The organism is Thalassospira sp. MCCC 1A01148, from assembly GCF_001613795.1.
Classification (GTDB): domain Bacteria; phylum Pseudomonadota; class Alphaproteobacteria; order Rhodospirillales; family Thalassospiraceae; genus Thalassospira.
Map to the genome: position 1 here is coordinate 40,640 of NZ_LPVZ01000024.1, position 20,990 is coordinate 61,629.

19 protein-coding genes are annotated in these 20,990 nt (G+C 53.1%); 9 read left to right on the forward strand and 10 right to left on the reverse strand.

What is annotated here, in order from left to right; translation table 11 throughout:
- The first annotated feature begins 29 nt into the window (after positions 1-29).
- Genes AUQ43_RS19185 through AUQ43_RS19195 form a run of 3 tightly spaced genes read left to right on the forward strand, consistent with a single transcriptional unit; the run spans position 30 to position 3,840 of the window.
- Positions 30-1,493, forward strand: a complete 1,464-nt coding sequence (locus AUQ43_RS19185) for a di-heme oxidoredictase family protein (protein ID WP_062957929.1) — start codon at positions 30-32, stop codon at positions 1,491-1,493.
- 55 nt (positions 1,494-1,548) lie between these two features.
- Complete coding sequence (locus AUQ43_RS19190) at positions 1,549-2,676, forward strand: imelysin family protein (protein WP_062957930.1); 1,128 nt, start codon at positions 1,549-1,551, stop codon at positions 2,674-2,676.
- Between the two features lie 24 nt (positions 2,677-2,700).
- Positions 2,701-3,840 (forward strand): DUF1513 domain-containing protein, encoded by a 1,140-nt coding sequence (locus tag AUQ43_RS19195; RefSeq protein ID WP_062957931.1) that lies wholly within the window; start codon positions 2,701-2,703, stop codon positions 3,838-3,840.
- A gap of 456 nt (positions 3,841-4,296) precedes the next feature.
- On the opposite strand, the gene AUQ43_RS19205 is transcribed toward AUQ43_RS19195, so the two are convergent.
- Both AUQ43_RS19205 and AUQ43_RS19210 read right to left on the reverse strand, forming a co-directional pair.
- Positions 4,297-5,055, reverse strand: coding sequence for an IclR family transcriptional regulator (locus AUQ43_RS19205; RefSeq protein ID WP_062957933.1), 759 nt, complete (start codon positions 5,053-5,055; stop codon positions 4,297-4,299).
- Positions 5,056-5,096: 41 nt separating this feature from the next.
- Positions 5,097-5,483, reverse strand: a complete 387-nt coding sequence (locus tag AUQ43_RS19210) for a RidA family protein (RefSeq protein ID WP_062958073.1) — start codon at positions 5,481-5,483, stop codon at positions 5,097-5,099.
- A 315-nt stretch (positions 5,484-5,798) separates the two neighbouring features.
- Here AUQ43_RS19210 and AUQ43_RS19215 point away from each other — a divergent pair, with 315 nt between their 5' ends.
- Positions 5,799-6,845, forward strand: a complete 1,047-nt coding sequence (locus AUQ43_RS19215) for a D-TA family PLP-dependent enzyme (RefSeq protein WP_062958074.1) — start codon at positions 5,799-5,801, stop codon at positions 6,843-6,845.
- A 21-nt stretch (positions 6,846-6,866) separates the two neighbouring features.
- Positions 6,867-7,778, forward strand: coding sequence for a sugar kinase (locus AUQ43_RS19220; protein ID WP_062957934.1), 912 nt, complete (start codon positions 6,867-6,869; stop codon positions 7,776-7,778).
- A gap of 80 nt (positions 7,779-7,858) precedes the next feature.
- Here AUQ43_RS19220 and AUQ43_RS19225 read toward each other — a convergent pair whose 3' ends face one another.
- Together AUQ43_RS19225 and AUQ43_RS19230 are read right to left on the reverse strand one after the other, a co-directional pair.
- Positions 7,859-10,255 (reverse strand): heavy metal translocating P-type ATPase, encoded by a 2,397-nt coding sequence (locus AUQ43_RS19225; RefSeq protein ID WP_062957935.1) that lies wholly within the window; start codon positions 10,253-10,255, stop codon positions 7,859-7,861.
- 106 nt (positions 10,256-10,361) lie between these two features.
- A complete protein-coding gene (locus tag AUQ43_RS19230; RefSeq protein ID WP_062957936.1) occupies positions 10,362-10,796 on the reverse strand; it encodes a helix-turn-helix transcriptional regulator in 435 nt (144 codons plus the stop codon).
- Positions 10,797-10,973: 177 nt separating this feature from the next.
- Between AUQ43_RS19230 and AUQ43_RS19235 the strand changes: the two genes are divergently transcribed.
- Positions 10,974-11,528 (forward strand): DUF2975 domain-containing protein, encoded by a 555-nt coding sequence (locus AUQ43_RS19235; RefSeq protein WP_062957937.1) that lies wholly within the window; start codon positions 10,974-10,976, stop codon positions 11,526-11,528.
- Positions 11,528-11,734 (forward strand): helix-turn-helix transcriptional regulator, encoded by a 207-nt coding sequence (locus AUQ43_RS19240; protein ID WP_062957938.1) that lies wholly within the window; start codon positions 11,528-11,530, stop codon positions 11,732-11,734. The genes AUQ43_RS19235 and AUQ43_RS19240 overlap by 1 nt, the downstream gene beginning before the upstream one ends.
- Before the next feature lie 53 nt (positions 11,735-11,787).
- Here the strand turns inward: AUQ43_RS19240 and AUQ43_RS19245 are convergent, their stop codons facing one another.
- The gene (locus AUQ43_RS19245; RefSeq protein WP_062957939.1) at positions 11,788-14,235 is read right to left on the reverse strand and encodes an FAD-dependent oxidoreductase; all 2,448 of its coding nucleotides are present in this window, start codon (positions 14,233-14,235) and stop codon (positions 11,788-11,790) included.
- A gap of 287 nt (positions 14,236-14,522) precedes the next feature.
- Between AUQ43_RS19245 and AUQ43_RS19250 the strand changes: the two genes are divergently transcribed.
- Positions 14,523-14,939, forward strand: a complete 417-nt coding sequence (locus AUQ43_RS19250; protein ID WP_062957940.1) for an MAPEG family protein — start codon at positions 14,523-14,525, stop codon at positions 14,937-14,939.
- A 132-nt stretch (positions 14,940-15,071) separates the two neighbouring features.
- The gene (locus AUQ43_RS19255; RefSeq protein WP_062958075.1) at positions 15,072-15,833 is read left to right on the forward strand and encodes an SDR family NAD(P)-dependent oxidoreductase; all 762 of its coding nucleotides are present in this window, start codon (positions 15,072-15,074) and stop codon (positions 15,831-15,833) included.
- 172 nt (positions 15,834-16,005) lie between these two features.
- On the opposite strand, the gene AUQ43_RS19260 is transcribed toward AUQ43_RS19255, so the two are convergent.
- The 5 genes from AUQ43_RS19260 to pseI form a co-directional block, all read right to left on the reverse strand.
- A complete protein-coding gene (locus AUQ43_RS19260) occupies positions 16,006-16,953 on the reverse strand; it encodes a GSCFA domain-containing protein (RefSeq protein ID WP_062957941.1) in 948 nt (315 codons plus the stop codon).
- 376 nt (positions 16,954-17,329) lie between these two features.
- A complete protein-coding gene (locus tag AUQ43_RS19265) occupies positions 17,330-18,484 on the reverse strand; it encodes an FAD-dependent oxidoreductase (RefSeq protein WP_062957942.1) in 1,155 nt (384 codons plus the stop codon).
- Entirely contained in the window at positions 18,465-19,151 is a 687-nt protein-coding gene (locus tag AUQ43_RS19270; RefSeq protein WP_062957943.1) for an SDR family NAD(P)-dependent oxidoreductase, read from the reverse strand. Before AUQ43_RS19270 ends, AUQ43_RS19265 begins: the two co-directional genes overlap by 20 nt.
- 185 nt (positions 19,152-19,336) lie before the next feature.
- Positions 19,337-19,963, reverse strand: a complete 627-nt coding sequence (locus AUQ43_RS19275) for a YdcF family protein (protein ID WP_232310761.1) — start codon at positions 19,961-19,963, stop codon at positions 19,337-19,339.
- Entirely contained in the window at positions 19,920-20,990 is a 1,071-nt protein-coding gene (pseI, locus tag AUQ43_RS19280) for a pseudaminic acid synthase (protein ID WP_062957945.1), read from the reverse strand. The genes AUQ43_RS19275 and pseI overlap by 44 nt, the downstream gene beginning before the upstream one ends.

The following is a 20,990-nucleotide window of genomic DNA, read 5'->3' on the forward strand; positions in this document are numbered from 1 at the left end:
TTGCTTTTACCCCGAACTAGAAGACTTCCATGAACCGTCCCGCACCGAGATCTTCGTTTTCACCTGCATTCTGCTTGGCGGCAATTGGCTTTCTCCTTGCGCCAATCGCCGTCAATGCACAAACCATCGGTGACCCTGCCCTGCCCGGCGGCGAAACAAGCTGGACCGGGGCAAAGGGGCGCAATGCCTTCATGCACCAGTCAGCCAACATGAGCTTTGAAAAGCGGCTTGATTTCAAGCTGGGTGAAGCCCTTTTTCAAAGATTGTGGGTTACCGCCCCGACCCGGACCAAGGCGGCAGACGGTTTGGGACCACTGTTTAATTCACGCGCCTGCAGTGGATGCCACATCCGAAATGGCCGCGGTCATCCGGTTGACGAAAGTGATAGCGACGCCGGGGCAACATCAATGTTGCTACGCCTGTCCATCCCACCACAAACCACCGCGCAACTCCGCGATCATCTGGATGGAAAGCAGGCCACCATTCCCGACCCGGTTTATGGCGGCCAGTTTCAGGATTTCTCGATCCCCGGCATTCAGGCCGAGGGGCGGGTCACGGTAACCTACACAACGACCGACGTTCTCTTGGCCGGGGGTGAGACGGTTACCTTGCGCAACCCAACCTATGAAATGACCGATCTGGCCTATGGGCCACTGCATCCCGACATCATGGTGTCCCCGCGCCTTGCCCCGCCGATGATTGGACTTGGGCTGCTGGAAGCCATTCCTGACAGCACTCTGATGGCGGCCAGTGATCCGCAGGATGACGACGGCGACGGCATTTCCGGGCGGTTTAATCAGGTTTGGGACATTTCCAAATCAGAAATGGCGATTGGCCGGTTTGGCTGGAAGGCTGGCATGCCGACCCTGGATCAGCAAAACCAGAATGCATTCCAGTTCGATATTGGCCTTTCCACCCCGCTTTATCCAAATGCCAGCGGTGACTGCACGACTGCGCAAACGGATTGCATTACAGCACCCGATGGCAATGATGATGAATTCGAGGGGCTGGAAGTCCATTCGGTGATGACCGATCTGGTGCTGTATTACGCCCGTAACATCGCCCCGCCGGCCCGCACGAATGCCAATGACGCCGATGTTCTGGCCGGCGAAACGATCTTTGCAGCAATCGGCTGCGCATCCTGTCATACGCCGCGTTACGCGTTGCCCGAACGAGCCAACATGCCCGAACAGTCCGGGCAGATCATCTGGCCCTATACGGACTTGTTGCTTCATGACATGGGCGACGGCCTTGCAGATCACCGGCCCGAGGCACAGGCATCCGGCACTGAATGGCGCACGCCGCCTCTTTGGGGCATCGGCCGCGCGCAAGAGATTGATCCACGCGCCCGCTTCCTGCACGACGGCCGGGCCAGAACCATTCTTGAAGCGATCCTGTGGCATGGTGGCGAGGCCAAAAGCGCGCGCGATGCTGTCACAAGGATGCCACCGTCAGAGCGCAGTCAGTTGCTGGCGTTTCTGAAATCATTGTGATGCGCTACACCTTGCAGAACACGACATCAACCAAGTGGATATCGGGAAACGTGATATGATCTTCAAACCCAACTGGCGCAGTTTGCTGCTTTCGACCACGACAGCAATGGCTTTTGGTCTGGCAAGCCCCGGTGCCCATGCCGATATCCCCGATGAAAACTATCAAGCGGTTTTGGCACATTTGCTGGGCACCGTCATGCCCCCCAAACTGGATGAATTTCATGCGTCAACCGAGACACTGACACAGGACTTCGAGAATTTCTGTTCTGACCCGGATGCGGGCGGACTTGAGGACGCCCAAACCGCCTTTCACGCCGCGATGGATATCTGGCAGGAAATCCAGCCTTGGCGGATGGGGCCGCTGGTTGCGAACGGCCGTGATCAGCATATCGAATACTGGCCGGACAAACATGGCACGGCGGCCCGTCAGTTCCGCAAACTGATGTTTGACAAACCAGCGGCCTATACCGATCCCGAAAAGCTTGCCGGTGCCAGTGCAGCACTTCAAGGATTCCCGGCGCTTGAGGAAGTCCTTTTTGCCGATGATCACGGCGACCAGATGATTGCCGCTGATGAAGATGGCGTGTTCCTGTGCCAATATGGCACCGCGATTGCCACCAACCTTGGTACCCTATCGGCTGAATTGCAGGAAGAATGGCCTGCATTCGCCACTGCCATGGAAAATGCTGGCCCGGACAGCATGGATTATCCCACTGCCAAGTTTGCCGCGACCGATCTGTATCGTGCCCTTCACGAAGGCCTTTTGATCATCTCGACACAGAAGCTTGCCCGCCCGCTTGGCGAGAATGCCGAAGATGCACGCGCAAGCCGCGCCGAAAGCCCGCTTTCGAAGCGTTCACTTCGCAATATTGAGCATAACCTGATTGGCCTGTTTGCGATCTATGACGGCAAATGGGGCGACATCGGTGAAGAAGGCAAGGGTCTGGCGGCCTTGATTGAAAACAGCCTGCTGGATCGGTCCTTCCGTCTTAACTGGCAAACAGTCGGTGACAGCGTTGCCAAGCTACCCCCCTCGGTCACCGAGGTTCTGGAACAGCCGGATGGCTATGAGACGCTAACAGACCTTAAGGGGCAAATCGAATTCCTGACCACGCTTGTTGAGAACGATGTGGGCGGCAACACCCAGCTTGGCGGCGGCTTTAACGCCCTTGATGGTGACTAAGGCACAGGGCGCAGGAGATCAAAGATGGAAACTCAACGTCGTTCCTTTCTGAAGCTTATGGGTGTAGGCGGGGCGTTCACCCTGTTACCGGTGGGACTTGCCCGTGCGGCAACCACGCCAAACCCCGAAGACCGCGCGGTTTATATCTCTGCCAGTGCCGGGGATCATGGCGATTATTATGTCAGCGCGTTCAATGCGTCGGGCAAAATTCTGTTTGAACAGCCCCTGCCCGGCCGTGGTCACGACATCGGCCTTCGCCCCGACCATGCTGATGTGGCAGCGGTTGAACGCCGTCCGGGGCTTTATGGCCTGATCCTGGATCGCCATACGGGGGATGTTCGCGCCAAACTGCATTGCCCGGAAGACCGCCGGTTTTATGGCCATGCGATCTATTCCAATGACGGCCGTTATCTTTACATCACAGAAAACGACTTTGATCATGCCCGCGGGGTGGTTTCCGTCTGGGATGCGAAGGATGGCTATCGCCGGGTGGCGGAATTCGATAGCTTTGGCACCGGCCCGCATGAATTGCATCTGATGCCGGATGGCGAACATCTGGTGATTGCCAATGGCGGGTTGCACACCCACCCCGATCAGGACGGGCGCACACCACTTAATATCAGCTCGATGCAACCAAACCTGTCGATCATCGATCGGCGCACTGGCAAGCTTGTTCATCAGGCAGCGCTGAAACATGACTGGCACAAACTTTCGATCCGCCATCTCGATGTCGCATCGAATGGCACGATTGCCGCAGGCTTCCAGTATCAAGGTGATCTGACCGATCAGGTGCCACTTGTCGGCATTTGGCACCCGGGATCAGATATCCGCCCGATAGAGGCCCCGGATACGGTTCAGTACCGCATGCGGCAATATTGCGGGTCGGTGCGATTTGATGCATCGGGCCAGGTATTTGGCATTTCCTGTCCGCGCGGCGGGCTTGTGACCTTCTGGGATGCCCGAACCAATGACTTCCTGACCCACATCGCCGCCCCGGATGGTTGCGGACTTGCCGCAACGGATCGGGCCGGTGAATTTGTTGGCACCAGCGGCCTTGGCAATGGCTGGCGGTTGGATGCGATTCGTCGCAAACGGGTTGAACTGCCCGACGATTCCTTGAAATCGCAACACTGGGACAATCATTTACGGCGGATCATTGCCTGAACAAATCCGACGATAAAACCATTCAAAACCCGCACAAACACTGCGGGTTTTTCTATTTCCGACATCTGAATATCGCGGAAATCCGGGCATAAGCGCCGCGATTAACCAACTGTTTTTGTCGGGATATTTATATCAGAAAGGCATCAACCAAAAGTTTTTCGCAAATGAGAACGATTTTCACTTGCGTTGATATTTTTTCTTACCTATAACGGGTCTCGACACAGCCCGCGAATGCAACCCATTCGCACTTATCCCCAAGCGGCTTGTCTCTCAGACCTATGGGTCCTCTCTCCCCATAGGCCTCTCAAGGTGGAAATGCGGTGGTTATCGATGCGGGAAACGATAACCGCCGCTTTCTCTTTTCAGGCAAAATACGTCATCAACACACTGACGCAGAAACAAAAACACCCGGACGATTAATCCGGGTGACGCGTTGCAGATATATGCCATCTGTGTTCAGGCAGTTTTGGAAAGCTTGTCAGCTGCCGCCTGAAGGGCGTTCTTGTACTGTGCATAGTTTTCGCGCGCGTCGTCCTTGGGCGCGACAATACACAGCGTGGCAGAACAGATACCGCTTTGATTATAGACCGGTGCGGCAAAGCAATGGGTGAAGGTGTCCACAATGCTGTCGAACGAAAAAAAGCGTTCTTTATGGGCACGGCGGATTTCGGCGATATAACCATCAATATCCATTTGACTTCCGTCGGGCAGGATAAAATCTTCGGCGGGAATCAGATCGCGAATTTCCTGATCATCAAGATGGCCTAGCAACAGCCTTCCAGATGCCGTCCAGGGAATTGCCGTACGCTCCCCAACATCGGCAGAAATGCGAAACGGGCGGCTGCCTTCGCGTTGCAGGGCCACGGTATACTTGTTGCCGTCCAACATGCAAAATTGGGAGGTTTCGTTGGTACTCGCCGTAATTTCGTCAAGCACCCCGGCTGCCTGCCGGGTCAGATCGAAATAGTCACGATAGGCAAGACCAAGGAAATAAACCCGCCGCCCCAAAAAGACCGAGCCATTGGCATCGGTCACTTCAAGCATGCCATGATCAATCAGCGTGCCAATCAGATCATAAACCGTCGAGGTCGGCGCGCCCAAAGCCTGGGCAATCTCGGCAGGACGCTGAGAGGTTCTGACATCGCGCAGATGGTCCAGAATATCGAACGCGCGATCAATGCCGCGCGCGCGCTTTCGTATCTGCTGTTCCGTCATAAACCCCTCATTTAACGTCTTAGCGCAATAATTGCAGACTGTTATGCCTTACAAAAGGCGATGCAGTCGACTTCTACTTTGCAGTCGACAACCATCGAGGACTGCACGCAGGCACGCGCCGGGGGATTTTCGCCGAAATATTCCTCGAACACGCCATTGAAGGACCAGAAATCACGCGCGTCATCAAGCCAGACACCAATGCGCATGATGTCAGCAGTGCTGTAACCGGCATCTTCGACAATCTTGATCATGTTTTCGATCGCAATGCGGGACTGTTCGACAATGCCGTTGCCGACAACTTCACCGTCACGCATCGGAGTTTGTCCGGACACATAAAGCCAGCCGTCCGCCTCGGTTGCCTTGGCAAATGGCAATGCCTTCTGCCCGTTGCCCTTACCTTCGCCAACACCGTGTCTTTTAATCGTCATCGTAATTTTTCCTGCTTTCAAAATTTCGGGAGTTGCAAGAAAGACATGCACGCTCCCGGGTTCCCAATTGATCGAAACCTTCATTGAATGCGACATCCTCAGGAACGTCGCTTTCGCCATCCTCGCGGATCTATCGAAGCGCCCATGGGGACATCCCGATTTTTCGCAAAATCGATGGGAACCACATTGTTTATTTCCGTTATAACGGAATGTCTGCCGTTATTTCGGATTTACCCTAGCAACGGGGTTCAGGATATGTCAATTTCGTTTTGCAAAAAGCTGAGAGCGCCAAACTCAAACCAACCAGGAACCAGCATGCTCGACACCCCCTGCCTTGTTATTGACCTGCCCGTTGTTGACGAAAACATTGCGCGTTTCCAAAACCTTGCGGACGCAGCTGGCCTAAAGACACGACCGCACATCAAAACGCACAAACTGCCGTTTTTTGCCAAACGACAGATTGAGGCTGGGGCAATCGGCATCACCTGTCAGAAGATCGGCGAGGCCGAGGTTATGGTTGAAGGGGGACTGCGCGACATTTTGCTGACCTACAACGTCATCGGTGATGCCAAACTTGATCGTTTGGCGGCACTGGCACGCAAATGCACGCTGTCGGTCACCTGTGACAATCTGACCGTCGCAAAGGGTTTATCGGCGCGCTTTGCCAATGAAGACGCCGAATTGACCGTACTTGTGGAATGCGACACCGGTGCCGGACGGTGTGGCGTGCAAAGCCCCGCGGATGCCAGCGAACTGGCATCCATGATCAATGAGCTGCCCGGACTGAGATTTGGTGGCCTGATGACCTATCCACCGATGGACCATGCAGACAACATCGATAAGTGGCTGAGTGATGCCAAACAACGTCTTGAGGACGCTGGGCTGTCATGCCCTGTTGTTTCGACCGGTGGCACGCCAAACCTGGACGCCCTGCCCGCATTTGATCACGCAACTGAACACCGCGCCGGGACCTACATTTACAATGACCGGTCCCTGATTGCGCGTAGCGCATGTGGTGTTGAAAACTGTGCCGCGGTCGTCAAGACCACCGTGGTTTCCCGCCCGACGAAAACCCGTGCCATCATTGATGCCGGATCAAAGGCGCTGAGTTCCGACCTGCTCGGCCTGGAGGGTTTTGGCATGGTTCGCGAAGCACCGGATGCGTCAATTGTCAGCCTGTCCGAGGAACATGGCATCGTCGAGCTTGGTGACAGTGACTGGGACCCGGCGGTCGGTGACGTGATTTCGATCATCCCCAATCATATCTGCGTCGTGACCAACCTGTTTCCGACCATCTGGATCAAGGATCAGAACGGCGAAATGACAGAAATGGCGGTCGCCGCACGTGGCAAGCTGCGCTAGTTCACCTCAGGGAGTTTTGTGATGTCTGTTGATGTCATTTGCATTGGCGAAGCCATGGGCGAAATTTCATTCGACCCGACCGGTGATGCAAGCGTCAAGGTTGGCGGTGATACGTTTAATACTGCGGTTTATCTCGCCCGACTTGGGATCAGGTGCGCTTTTGCCTCTGCCGTCGGTGAAGACCCGTTTGGGGAACAGATCCGGTCTGTGCTGAAAGCCAACCGCGTCAGCGATGAATTCCTGATCAGCACGGATACGGCAAATACCGGACTTTATTCGATCACCAACCGGGCGGATGGCGAACGCTTTTTCCACTACTGGCGCAATCAGTCGGCCGCACGCAAGATGATTTCACTGGCAAGCCCGGCCTACCTAAAGGCACTTGAAGATGCGCCATGGCTGTATCTTTCCGGGATCAGCTTGCATGTACTTGAAGATGACACGACGCCTCTGTTCCAGACACTTCAGTCCCACAAAGACAAGGGTGGCAAGATCGCCTTTGATGGCAATTTCCGGCCCAAGCTTTGGTCTGACAAGGAAGAACAGGCGCGTAAGACATACGCACGCATCACCGCCCTTGCTGATGTCATGATGCCGACGTTTGATGATGAACAGCTTCTTTGGGGCGATGAAACGGCACAAGACACCGTGAACCGGATTGCCAAGCTGGGTCCTGCCCTGATTGTCGTCAAACAGGGAGAGCAAGGTTGCATGCTTTATGAAGACGGGGAAACCCGACACGTCCCGATCCCGGATCCGGTCATCCCGATAGATACGACGGCCGCCGGTGACAGTTTTAATGCAGGCTTTATGGCAGGCTTGCTCAAGGGACAGAACGGCGTGACAGCAACACTTGCCGGACACAAGCTCGCCAGCAAGGTCATCACCCACCGCGGTGCCATCATTCCATCTGAGATGATGGCAGACCTTTAAGCGCCGGGACAAAACAATATCAAAGCAAAAGCCCGGCATCATGCCGGGCTTTATTTGTTGTTGCCTGCGTTCTTTGTGACCTATGCCTTGCGCAAGGCAATCAACAATCTCAGCGAATTGATCGTCACCAGAACCGTCGCCCCGGTGTCGGCCAGAACGGCAAGCCAGAGTCCGGTCAGACCGGTGATGGATGTCACCAGAAAGACCGCCTTGAGCCCCAAGGCAATCGTGATGTTTTCACGGATCACCCGGCGTGCTGCACGCGACAACTTCACCAGATTAACCACATCACCCAAGCGATCCTTTACTGCCACCGCATCGGCGGCCTCAAGGGCGATATCGGTCCCCCCGCCAATCGCGATACCAACATCGGCGGATTTCAGTGCCGGGGCATCGTTGATGCCGTCACCGACCATCGCCACGGGGCCTGATCGTTTCGGATCATCCCGCAGTTCTGCCAAGGCGTTCAGTTTGTCTTCGGGCATCAGTTCGGCGCGATACTCCATGCCAAGCTCCATGGCCATGCGTTTGGCAACCCGATCCGCGTCACCCGTTAACATAACAGGCATGATGTTGAGCTTTTTAAGTTCGGCAAGCGCACTCTTCGCATCACTGCGCGCAACATCGCGCAAGGCCAATGCACCAATGACCTCCCCGTCCTTCAGGACCACAACGGCGGTGCTGCCGTCATCTTCTTGCGAGGCAAGCCAGTCGTTCATTTCACCATCGGGCACGCCGTTCAGGCGCTTGGCCGCACCGATCTGGTACAAGGCGCCGTCAATGCGACCTTCCACACCGGCACCTGCGATGGTTCTGGCCTGCTCAAGCACGGGAAGATCCAGATTGCGGTTTTCGGCAGCTTCAACAACAGCACGCGCCAGCGGATGTGATGTGACGGTCTCAAGTGTTGCGGCAATCGTCAAAATGCCATTCTCGCCATATCCTGGTGCAGCCTTTATGGCACCAAGTTTGGGTTTGCCCTCGGTCAGTGTACCTGTCTTGTCAAATGCCAAGGTACGCACAGCACCAATCAGCTCCAACCCGGCTCCGCCCTTGACCAGAAGGCCGATCTTTGTCGCCCGCGCCAGTGCCGACGTAACAGCCGCCGGTGTCGAGATCACCAAGGCACACGGGCAGCCAATCAGAAGCAGGGCCAAACCACGATAAATCCATTCTTCCCAGCCTTGGCCAAACAGCAACGGCGGGATTACGACCGTCGCCAGGGCAAGGCCCATAATGATCGGGGTATAGATGCGGGCAAACTTGGCAACAAACCGTTCAACAGGCGCCTTGTGCTTTTCGCTTTGCTCAACCAGCTCAATCACGCGGTCCAGCATCGTATGCCCGGCGGCCCGGGTGACAGAAATCCTTACCGGGCTGTCTGTTACGATGGCACCGGCAAAGACTTCCGCGCCGACTTCGCTATAAACGGGAACGGATTCACCTGTCAGGTGACTGTTATCGATCTCCGCCGCACCGGCTTCGATCACGCCATCGGATGGCACACGCTCGCCGGGGCGCACTTCAATGACATCGCTGATTGCAAGCTGGTTTGGAGAAACGGTCTCAAACCCGTTGCCTGCGACCCTTCGCGCAGTCTCCGGCGCCAGCTTCATCAGTGCCTTAACGCCGCTTCGTGCCCGCCCCGCAGCAACACCTTCGAGGCGTTCACCAATGGCAAACAGCAACACAACCATCCCGGCCTCAAGGCTTTCGCCAATCGCCACCGCACCGATAACGGCAACCGACATCAAAAGCTCGATCGAGAATATCGCCCCGCTTTGCGCCAGACGGACCGCCTTTTTCATCACGGGCAGCGCTGCCAAAAGGGACGCCACCGACATGGCATATGGTGCCGCTGCCGGGACGACCACACCAATCAGCCCCCCCAACGCAAGACAGATTGTAGCAAACGCAATCTCGTCATTCTCTGAAGACCATGGAAGCAGGCGGCGCAACAGGCCTTGTGTCGGTGTGGGCTTGTCAGCCGCACTCACGTCATCCACAGTTTTCCCGCCGCAACAGGACGTCCCGCAGGATGTTTTCGCACCAACGGAGGTGCCTATCTGTTCTGCCGGATAACCAAGCTTACCAAGGGTCGGCGAGACAGACTGGTTCTGGTCAGCCTTGGCAGCAGCAAAGCCCAACGTCACGCTTTCACGCATCATCGAAACATCAACACAGGCAACACCATCCATGCGGCCTAGCGCGGTTTCGATCTTCGCGACACAAGACCCGCAATCCATACCCGAGACATGCCATTGGTAATGGACAACGCCCTTTTCATGGTCCTTGAGAATTTTCGTAAAGGTGGCGCGGTCATCGTCACCCAGTTGGGCCGGGACAGATATCCCCTGCCCGTCATCAGAAAAGCTCTGATGCGGCATCGCCTGCGTCAGTGCATCAATAACGCTTTCACGACAATGCGCACAGGAACCCACAGTTGGCAGGTCCGACCATTTCGCGATGAAAGACATCCATCACCTCAAACAATCAAATATTCATTCATATGTTAAGGCAAACCTATTTTGCAGGTATGGTTCTGTCAAGGACATTCAAATGAATATTTGAATGTCGAACCAATTAGTCGTGTGTCACATGCGCAAAGGTATCGCGCACCACGCGCGAGATATGATCATCATCGATCTGATAAAGGATGTGCCGCCCGCGTCGCTCGGATGCCAAAATGCGCTGATCACGCAAATGGCGCAGATGATGGCTGCAAAGCGATTGCGACATGTTCGTCGCCTCTGCCAATTCCGATACAGTCTGAGGCTTTTCCATGCAGCGCAAAACAAGCTGCAAGCGTCCGGCATCGCCCAAAAGCGCAAAAATCTTTGCTGCCGCCTCTACATCGGGCAACGACAGTTGTGCGCCGACCACCCGTGAAGCATCACGGGTAACAGCTTCACCCTGCTCGGAGCTCAGACCAAGACGGGCAGCTGTATCGCATTCCTGACAATCATCAGCATCGATTTCTGTAACGGGTGTGCGGGGTTTTGTTTTGCTTTCAGACATGGGGACTATTTTCCATGCCTGCCCGCACAACGCAAGCGACACATGGACATTTGCGCAAATCGCGACTGTTTTTGACAGATCGCAAACAATGAAGATTGACTCATTTCGATAATTTATTCATGTTTTACATGAATTAAATGACTTGATTCGAAATTGATCCATTCAGGAGCCCCACAGATGACCGCCCCACAAACAGCCAGCACGCTTAAAAATGTCCGCACCATCAGCACCCTTCTTTACTGGGTCTGCGCGATGGCCATCATTTTTCAGATCCTGGTCGTGCCACTGGTCTGGTACGCACCAGGCTGGGTCGAAGCCAGCACCAGTCAAATGACCGTCAGCATTGCCGATCTGCACGCGCTGTCAGGCTGGCAGAAATACGTCACCATGGCAGTGATGATGATCCCGTCACTTGTTCTGGCCTATGGCCTGTATCGCCTGCGCAAGATGTTTGGCGCCTTTGCACATAACGCCATTTTCCAGACGGAGCCGATCCGCCATCTCAAAGCATTTGGCTTTGCCCTTCTGGCGCAAACCCTGACCAAACCACTGACCGGTGCTGCCACCTCGGTGCTTGCGACTTTCCACCGCCCGGCCGGTGAACGGGTTCTGTCAATCGGGCTGAGTAATGCCGAGGCCAGCACGTTGTTTCTGGGCGGACTGATCATTGTCATTGCGTGGGTACTGGGCGAAGCAGCCCGCATTGATGACGAAAACCGGAGTTTCGTCTGATGGCCATTATCGTTCGGCTGGACGTCATGCTGGCCACCCGCAAGATGAAGTCCAAGGACCTCGCCGCACGGATCGGAATTAGCGAACAGAACCTGTCGCTTCTGAAGTCCGGCAAAGTCCGCGGTGTGCGATTTGAAACGCTGGCTGCCATTTGCAAGGAGCTTGATTGCCAACCCGGTGACCTTTTGGAGTTTCAACCAGATTAGTGCCCGACCAACCCACGCAAGCCGAGCACCATAACTCGCCAGTTGCGGCCGTTTTACGACTTCGTCCGATCCCCGGACGGGTCGTAGAACGGCCGCAAGGATGCTTCGGCACCAACCACTGTTCCAGCGACATCGATGCTGTAACTTGATGCCAGAATGTCGCTGGCCGTTTCGCCCGCGCATCCAATATAGCCCATCCCGACAGCCGCTCCGACATGATGACCATAGGCCCCTGATGTCAGATGACCGACGATCTTGCCGTCGCGCAGGATCGGTTCGTTGTGGAACAGAAGCGGTTCAGGATCATTCAGGCGGAATTGCACTATCCGACGCGTCAAACCAGTTTCACGCTTGGCAAGCACGGCGTCTCGGCCAACGAAATCCGGCTTGTCGGTTTTAACCGCAAAGCCAAGTCCGGCTTCAAGCACATGATCCTCGCAGGTGATGTCATGACCAAAGTGACGAAAGCCCTTTTCGATCCGGCACCCATCCATCATATGCAAACCACATAATTTCAGGCCATGGTCTTCGCCAGCCGCCAGTAGTGTTTCAAACACATGGGCAGCCATGTCGGAACTGACATAGATTTCCCATCCGAGTTCCCCGACATAGGAAACACGATGTGCACGCGCGATCCCCATGCCGATTTCGATTTCCTGTGCCGTGCCAAACGGATTGGCCACACTTGAGAAATCGTTGGGCGATACAGTGGATAACAAATCACGCGATTTCGGCCCCATGACGGCCAGCACTGCCTCGCCTGCTGTAACATCTGTGATGACGACCAAATAATCACCAATATGGCGACGCATCCACGTTTCATCAGCCAGCCGCGTTGCCGCCGGTGTGACGACAAGATACGCCAGCTCCGAAAGTCGGGTGATGGTCACATCAGCCTCTATACCACCCCGCGCATTGAGAAACTGGGTATAAACAATCTTGCCAACCGGAACGTTCATTTCCCCACCACAGATGTAGTTGAGGAAGGCGGTCGCATCCGGGCCATCGATCCGGATTTTGCCGAAGGATGACATGTCGTAAAGACCAACCCCGGTTCGGATCGCCAAATGCTCTGCTTTGGCATTGTCAAACCAGTTGGGATGTTTCCAGTTATACTCATATTCCGGTTTCTGGCCGGGGTTGGCAAACCAGTTGGCGCGTTCCCAGCCTGCTAGCTCACCAAAGACCGCGCCGTTTCGTGCCAGATGTTCATGCAGGGGCGAGCGACGAATGCCACGTGACGTTGCCTTTTGCCGGAATGGATAGTGATCGGCATACAGCAAGCCCAACGTTTCTGACACACGTTCAGTCAGATAGGTCTTGTTGCCCTGAAAAGGCTGCATGCGGGCGATATCGACATCACCAAGATCAAACGGCTTTTCGCCGTCTTCCATCCATTGCGCCAATGCCATCCCCGCCCCACCGGCCGATTGAATGCCGATGGAATTGAACCCTGCCGCCACCCAGACATTATCCATGTCCGGCGCCAGACCAAGGTGATAGGCATCATCGGGCGTGAAGCTCTCAGGGCCATTAAAGAAGGTATGAATGCCGGTTTGCCCCAAAAGTGGCAGGCGATTAATCGCCAGTTCAAGGATCGGTTCGAAATGTTCGAAATCTGCGGGCAGTTCATCAAATTCGAAACTGTCGGGAATGCCGTCCATGCCCCACGGCTTTGCCTTAGGCTCGAACATGCCGAGCAGGATCTTACCGGCGTCTTCCTTGTAATAGGCGCACTCATCGGGCACACGCAAAACCGGCAGATCACCGAGATCGGGAACATTATCGGTGACGATGTAATAATGCTCGCACGCATGTAGCGGCACATTGACCCCGGCCATCTTGCCGACATCGCGCGCCCACATACCGGCACAGTTAACCACCATGTCGCAGGCGATTTCACCCTGATCACCATCCTCGGATTGCCAGGAAACGGCTGTGATGCGCGATCCCTGTTTGCGCATACCGGTGACTTTGGTGCGGCTATGGATTTTCGCACCGCGTTTGGTCGCACCGCGCGCCAGTGACAACGCGATATTCCCCGGATCGCCCTGCCCGTCCTTGGGCAAATACACGCCTGCGGTCACCCCATCCAGATTGACATGCGGATAGCGTTCCCCGACCTCAGCTGGCGAGATTTCTTCAATCTCCACCCCGAAGGCACGGGCCATGGCAGCCTGGCGAAACAGTTCTTTCTTGCGATCCTCCGTCAGGGCGACGGTGATGGCACCAACGCGTTTGAAGCCTGTAGCGACCCCGGTTTCATCTTCAAGCGTGCCGTATAGTTCCTGAGAGTATTTGGCAAGGCGGGTCATGTTGGCGGTTGCGCGCAACTGGGCAATCAGGCCCGCCGCATGCCATGTGGTACCAGATGTCAGTTCCTTGCGTTCGAGCAAGACAACATCTTTCCAGCCAAGTTTGGTCAGGTGATAGGCGACCGAACAACCAATCACACCACCGCCGATAATGACCACACGGGCCTCGTCCTGAATGTTCTCCAACGCCTTAGCCCCTTATTCGAAATGCACTGAACGTCCCGGAACGGTTTCCTGATATGGTGGCATACCTGATTACAACAACTGGATGCTCATATTGTTGTGCTGACGCTAGACAACAAGCATGACGGCGACAAGTGGGGATGGAGCCAAAAGATAGTTTGGCACTATAAAATCATACGATCTGGCACCACGAAATCGTTTATCATCCAGGGCTTAAAGGTCGCCATGACTGATCTATCGACTGCTTTGACAACGTAAATCAGATACCGTCCTCAAAATCAGGATTTCCAGTGACTTATGAATTAACCATTCTGGTTCTCAACGCGCTGCTCTGCCTGGCTTTCCCGTGGGCCTGTAACTATGCCTACGCCAAGCAGCCCGGTGTTGGGAGCAAACGCCTCATGGGCAACCGTGATTCCCTGCCCGAACGGACCGGCATGGCCGCACGCGGGGCGCGGGCCCATCAAAACCATCTGGAAAACCTTGTTCCCTTTGCGATTATCGTTCTGACTGCACATGCCATCGGTGTCTCCAATACTGTTACCGCTGTCTGCGCCGCCATATTCCTTGCAGCACGCATTGCACATGGCGGGTTTTATCTTGCCGGCATTACCCGGCTTCCGGGCATCAATGGCGTACGTTCAATTGCCTATTTCGTCAGCCTGTTTTCCATGCTGGTTTACGCATCCCAACTGTTTTTGGCATAGGTTACCGCGATCATTTACGCTGGCGATTGATCCCATGCTTGCCGGCCGTCCTTAGTTTTGCCTAAATGCATACCAACAATGCCGCGCACAAAGCAGCGGCAACAGGGAATGCTTCAGGAAAGGACGTTTTACATGACGCAGAAAGTCGCACTGGTCACCGGCGCCGCACGCGGGATCGGACTTGCCACCACCAAACTGTTTATCGATCAGGGCTGGAAAGTCGCCATGATTGATCGCGACGGACCCGAACTAAACGCTGCGTCAAAAGCCGTGTTGGATGCGGCCTCGGCCTTTGAGTATGACGTCTCAGACCCCGCACAGGTTAACCAGATGGTCGATGCGGTGCTTTCGGCCTTTGGACGGATCGATGCCGTCGTAAACAATGCCGGTGTTGCCGACTTCCTGCCGGTCGAGGAAACCAGCTTCGCCACCTGGCGCCGCATCATGGAAACCAATCTTGATGGTGTCTTCCTTGTCTCGCAGGCGACCATACCAGCACTCAAGGAAACCAAGGGTGCGATTGTGAATATCGGCTCGATCTCGGGCCTTCGTGCATCAACACTCCGGGTTGCCTATGGCACATCAAAGGCGGCTGTTATTCACATGACCAAACAGCAGGCTGCCGAACTTGGCGAATTTGGCATCCGCTCCAATTGCGTTTGCCCCGGCCCAGTCAAAACCAAACTCGCCATGGCCGTGCATTCGCCAGAAATCATCTCTGCCTATCTCGACGCCATGCCGCTGGGCCGCTATGGCACAGAAAACGAAATCGCCGAAGTGATACACTTCCTGTGCTCCGACAAGGCAAGCTTCGTCACCGGACAAATCGTCGCGGCCGATGGCGGGTTTGAGACCACAGGTGTCGGCCTCCCGGCCCTTCGAGCAGAAAAGTAAGGCATCGAAGCCATGCGCCCCCTTCGCGTGATCATGACGTTTGTCGCCGTACTGTCGCTGTCATCCTGCCTGACATTTAACTGGCAGCGCAGCGTGCAACAGGCACTGTCAAACGCGTGTAACGCGTCGGGGGATTGTGGTTCGAATGGGCCTGACAACCGATAGAGGCCAATTACTCACTACAGTATGCACGTGCAAAGAGTTGCATGATGTCGTCGATGTATTCTTTTTTCGGATGCCGATTATCATCTACAAATGGATCAGGATACACTTCCTTGATCAGTTCGTAGGACGGGAAGTAATATACCTTGTCGTGTTTCTGGCTCATCAGATCATCCAGCGCAATGCGCAAGATCGACTTTGACACCGTGTTGGCCGAAATGCAGTTAATGTCACGGAAAGTTGCCATCAGTGGAATGGGCGACAGTGTGAAAATGATTTTGCAATCCGGCATATAGGCATCGCGAAGCTTGACGATCTTTTCAAGGTTGTCGCGATTTTCTTCGACGGTTGTCAGACGGAACCCATGCCGTTCGCTATCAAAATTGTCAGCCGGGATGGACCGCCAGAATGCCCGCCCGGAAACCTTGTCAAACCAGACTTCTGAGAGACCAACCGTGATGATCAGCGTTTCGGTCTTCATCAGAAGCTTCTTGGTTTCCAAGCGGACTTCTTCATCGGGAAGAACGATTTCCTTGTTTTCTCCGAACCAAAGACCTTCCTGAAGACTTTTGTTTTCAAATGCCCATTCAAGTTGTTCGAGGATGGCATAGGTATTCACCAGTCCCTCGCCAAATCGGATGATATGGGAATTCAGGCTTAGCTTCTTTCCCAGAACATTGTAGTCGTTCTTGATCAGCCACTTGGAAATATTTTGTGCAAAGCAGCTTCCAAAGGCGGTGACGACAGTTGATTTATCGATGAATGCAGCGGGCGGTTCATAACCCTTGATGATAAAGCGCCGGAATGCGCTGTCTGCACGCAGCATCTTTTTTGAAGGAATGAAATTTGTCGACTCACCACGGTACCAGCTACCATTGAAGGTCTGGACGTCATCTTCAGACTTTATCGAAAAAGCCGGGTCTCGCGTGGTTTGAAAAGAAAAGTCTTCATCGCTCATGTGACTATCCGCCGCCTGTCTCGGGCAAAATACATATGTTCTTCCGAACCGGGCCAAACTGAAAACAGCATGGTCCACCATTTTCAAAATCTACAATGCCATACAATGATGGTATCGACTACTGTTGCTAGACTAAGGCAATACTGATCACGCAATGTTTAAGATCCGGGCTTGACCGTGGCGCTGGCGGAGGAAGCCTTACGTTCACTAATGTTTGTGCGGGCACGATGGGCTACGAGCATGGATGTTTGCGGTCAGTTTGCGGAAAGGCGCTCCAACAGTAGACAGTTGGCATCTTGCAAAAGAGAACGGCGCGTCCGATAGATGAAATGCGCCGTTCAATCAATCATTCTGTTGCCAACCTAGCCATTAGAGTTCATTGGGTGCCATTAAAAGCGGGCTCTCCAAGGTCTCTCTCAATATGTTGAGCAACATCCTGCGACACCCAGATCGAATGGTCAATCTTTCCTGAAAATACGCTATAAAACGGAGCGGATGTTTGTTGCTTTTCAATCACCGACGGTCGTCTATCAGTTTCTTCAGAGTTTGCAAAAACGACACGCACCGTGGCCAAATAGTTCACGAATTCTGCATTTTTTATGCTCGGCAACCATTTCGAAGAAGATTCAACCATTGCCTCAAATACTTTACGCGCCTCAGCTTCACCAACAATATTCTTTGGCTGTGACCATTCATTAGGATAACTCTCACCGACAACCGTTTGAAGAACAGTATGCTCTACATGATAGAGCAAATAGCTCCCAGTCTTGCCAAAGGGAAGCACGGTGAAAAATGGACCATCCATCACCGTAATGCCAATTGGCGGCATTCCCTTTCGCCAGCGTACAACGGGAACAACAGTAAGTTCATATTGAAGGTTCGTTACTGCTAGGCCAAGGTCCTTATTAAAGGAACTGAAGTTTGCGTAAGTACAATTAACGATCGCACGTGCCGTCAGTTGTTTTCCATCACAAAATACCGCAAATCCTGACGAGATCTCCAAGACGCGATCGACATTGTGATTGCATCTTACTTCAACATTATTCTTCAACAGCTCTTCCAGAACCTCAGCGCGAAGGAGTTTTGAGTCATAAACAACTTCGCCTGTTAAGATGCCACCTTCTACATTGAGGACTGGCTCGCAAAAGTCGGCGAGGTTTAACTCACGGAAAGGGAGTGAGGCTCGATCACAGAAGGCAGCATATTCAACGAAATCGACTTTACTATCCAGCGCACTGATAAAGTAAGCGTTGTCAAACCCGTCCAGAATGCAGTTTTTGTAGGATTTATAGAAATCGTCGAACCCACGCTGGCACTGAATGGCGGTCTCAACATCCCGAGGATAATGATATCCTAAATGCAACCTGTTTTGGTTATTGAGCGTAGCAGCCAGCATCAAGTCGGTATTCTTTTCGAGCAACACAACGCTGAAGCCCTTCTTGGCAATTTCGATTGCAGACAAACAACCAAAGACACCACCGCCGATAATGACGACATCTGTACTCACTTGCTCAGACATAACGCCCGCCATTTATATCAATTACCTGCCCATTTAATGAGGCCCAATGCGGCTGCGAAATATCAAAACAAATCTTCACCAAATCTTCCAAAGCTATCAGTTTCCCAACTGGTGTTTGTTGCACATGCTTCTCGATTTCGCCTTCGGCAAAGCCTTCAAACATCGTCGAACCTTCAATAAGCCCCGGCGCTATGCAGTTAAAACGAACCCCATTTTGAGATTTTTTTGCCAACGATTTCGTCAGTCCGACAAGGGCAGCCTTAGATGCTGAGTAGGCTTCATCGTAGCTTCCAGCAGAGCCCGCGATAGACCCTATAAAAAGCACAGCTCCGTGTGCATTCAGGTAACTCTGCAAATGTCTTAAGGCCTTAATTACAATGATAACATTTGCATGAAAAACTTCTTGCAAATCTTCATCTGAGTAATGCTGAAGATCTTTTCCCGGAAGCGCACCAATGCAGAATATTAACACGTCTATCGTTTCGACTTTGTCAGCCAGCGCTTTTACGCTTCCCGCATTTTCCAAGTCGACGTACAAATGATTTTCACTGGTTGGATCCGCAAGTCTTCGGGTCGTACCGATCACCTGGTATCCAGCAAGAACGTAGTGTTCAACAAGAGCACGTCCAACAGACGAGTCAGCTCCAATGACAAGACACGTTTTACTCAAAATATTCACCCAAACATAATTGCTTTCGACCGGCTGTCTCTACTGTAAACCAATTCAGTTGACATCTCGAATGTTTACCCCTTTAAGTCGCAAAGAAAACAAGCCAACTTCAAATTTCCGAAAAGAGAAACGTCATAGTTGTGCACTTGAAGAACTGTGAACACACGGAAAATGACCGCACAGACCATCAACTCCTAGGTTATTCTAGGGTGCACTTCGCCATTGTAGAAGGGGTGCTTTGTCGAAAGGGCCGTGTAGATATCTTGATCCGAAGAGAAGTCAACTCCATCGAATGTTTCTCTGAACGCCTGCAGTGAGGCAAGTTCATGCGCGGCAACCGAGCTATCATAGTTATTTGGTACATCAACGCCGAAAACATCGACATCTACCTTCGGCAAATAGAATCTTTCGAATATCTCTCTTGTACGACTGACATGGTATTCACTGGTCACAACAACCAGCCGGTTGAAACCCATTTTGCCAACGATGTTACGTTTGACGAAATAAGCATCACCTACCGTATCTCTTGAATTGACATCAGAGAGAATGGAGTTTGCATCAAGACAATATTTACTGACAAGGTAGTCTCTGATCACTTCAGCAATGATCAAGTCCGAATCTTCTCGATAGTCCCATCCGGTAGTAATGATGTGACTAGCGGCCAATTCATGGAAAAGCGACACAGCGGCTTCCACACGCTTTCCGGTCTCCTCACCAAGCTCTCCGTTGCGCCCCATCAAATGCGCGAGAACTACGACCGCAGTTGAATTTCTTGAATCACCCTTCATTTCTTGGAAGCACAATTTTTTCGAAATTAACACGTTCGCCAACTTCCACATCTTCCTTTAGCCTGGCACCAATTATTTCCGGCAAATATTTGGGTGACAAGCCAAAACCTGGTCGAATTCTGCGAACGTTGGTGGTGGTGATCGTCTCGCCTTTTTTGAGGTCTTGAACAAAATATAGCGACCTTCTGAAAACCATGTTTTCCGTCTCTGATTGCGCCCTCTTAAAATCACCGTTGCCAAGCGCTGCGAATGCCTCGCCAGTAGAATTTACTAATCCTCTCATTTCATCCGGTTCGAGTGAAAAGGCACTATCAACGCCACCTTCTGACCGATCGAGTGTAAAATGCTTCTCGATAACAGATGCGCCAATTGTCGTTGCAACAATACTCGCAACATTACCCAAGGTATGGTCAGACAAGCCAACCTCAACACCAAATTCATTTCTCAGGAAAGGAATTATACTGATGTTGGCTTGCTCAATCGGAGCTGGGTAGCTGCTAATACAGTGAAAAATGGCCAACTGATTACAACCGTTCGAACGTGCTGTTTCAATAGCTTCGCCAATTTCCTCTAGGCTTGCCATTCCAGTTGACATCAGCATCGGCTTCTTTTTCTTAGCAATATATTCGATCAACGGCAGGTCAATAAGCTCGAATGATGCAACCTTATATGCAGGAGTCCCAAGTTCCTCCAAAAGATCGACCGCCGTTTCGTCAAATGGCGATGAGAAGAGCGTGACCCCGATCTTACGCGCGTACGCAAACATTTCTGCATGCCATTCATACGGAGTATAGGCCTCACCATACAAATCATAAAGCGTACGGCCCTTCCACAAACCGTCGTTAATTTGGAAATCCTTTTTGTCGCTCCGGATTGTCATAGTATCCGGCGTGTACGTCTGGATCTTGACCGCGTCGACCCCAGACTCTTTGGCGGCTTTGATCGTTTCCAATGCGCGCTTTAGAGAACCATTATGATTTGCCGAAACTTCGGCGATCACGTATGGCTTTGTTGATCGGGAAATCTCTCGTCCGTTGATGCAAACGTTTGTTGCTGTCAT

Coding starts and splice junctions, on each gene's coding strand:
- AUQ43_RS19185 (WP_062957929.1), top strand. CDS start 30: ATGAACCGTCCCGCACCGAGATCTTCGTTTTCACCTGCATTCTGCTTG.
- AUQ43_RS19190 (WP_062957930.1), top strand. CDS start 1,549: ATGATCTTCAAACCCAACTGGCGCAGTTTGCTGCTTTCGACCACGACA.
- AUQ43_RS19195 (WP_062957931.1), top strand. CDS start 2,701: ATGGAAACTCAACGTCGTTCCTTTCTGAAGCTTATGGGTGTAGGCGGG.
- AUQ43_RS19205 (WP_062957933.1), bottom strand. CDS start 5,055: ATGACGGAACAGCAGATACGAAAGCGCGCGCGCGGCATTGATCGCGCG.
- AUQ43_RS19210 (WP_062958073.1), bottom strand. CDS start 5,483: ATGACGATTAAAAGACACGGTGTTGGCGAAGGTAAGGGCAACGGGCAG.
- AUQ43_RS19215 (WP_062958074.1), top strand. CDS start 5,799: ATGCTCGACACCCCCTGCCTTGTTATTGACCTGCCCGTTGTTGACGAA.
- AUQ43_RS19220 (WP_062957934.1), top strand. CDS start 6,867: ATGTCTGTTGATGTCATTTGCATTGGCGAAGCCATGGGCGAAATTTCA.
- AUQ43_RS19225 (WP_062957935.1), bottom strand. CDS start 10,255: ATGTCTTTCATCGCGAAATGGTCGGACCTGCCAACTGTGGGTTCCTGT.
- AUQ43_RS19230 (WP_062957936.1), bottom strand. CDS start 10,796: ATGTCTGAAAGCAAAACAAAACCCCGCACACCCGTTACAGAAATCGAT.
- AUQ43_RS19235 (WP_062957937.1), top strand. CDS start 10,974: ATGACCGCCCCACAAACAGCCAGCACGCTTAAAAATGTCCGCACCATC.
- AUQ43_RS19240 (WP_062957938.1), top strand. CDS start 11,528: ATGGCCATTATCGTTCGGCTGGACGTCATGCTGGCCACCCGCAAGATG.
- AUQ43_RS19255 (WP_062958075.1), top strand. CDS start 15,072: ATGACGCAGAAAGTCGCACTGGTCACCGGCGCCGCACGCGGGATCGGA.
- AUQ43_RS19260 (WP_062957941.1), bottom strand. CDS start 16,953: ATGAGCGATGAAGACTTTTCTTTTCAAACCACGCGAGACCCGGCTTTT.
- AUQ43_RS19265 (WP_062957942.1), bottom strand. CDS start 18,484: ATGGCGGGCGTTATGTCTGAGCAAGTGAGTACAGATGTCGTCATTATC.
- pseI (WP_062957945.1), bottom strand. CDS start 20,990: ATGACAGCAACAAACGTTTGCATCAACGGACGAGAGATTTCCCGATCA.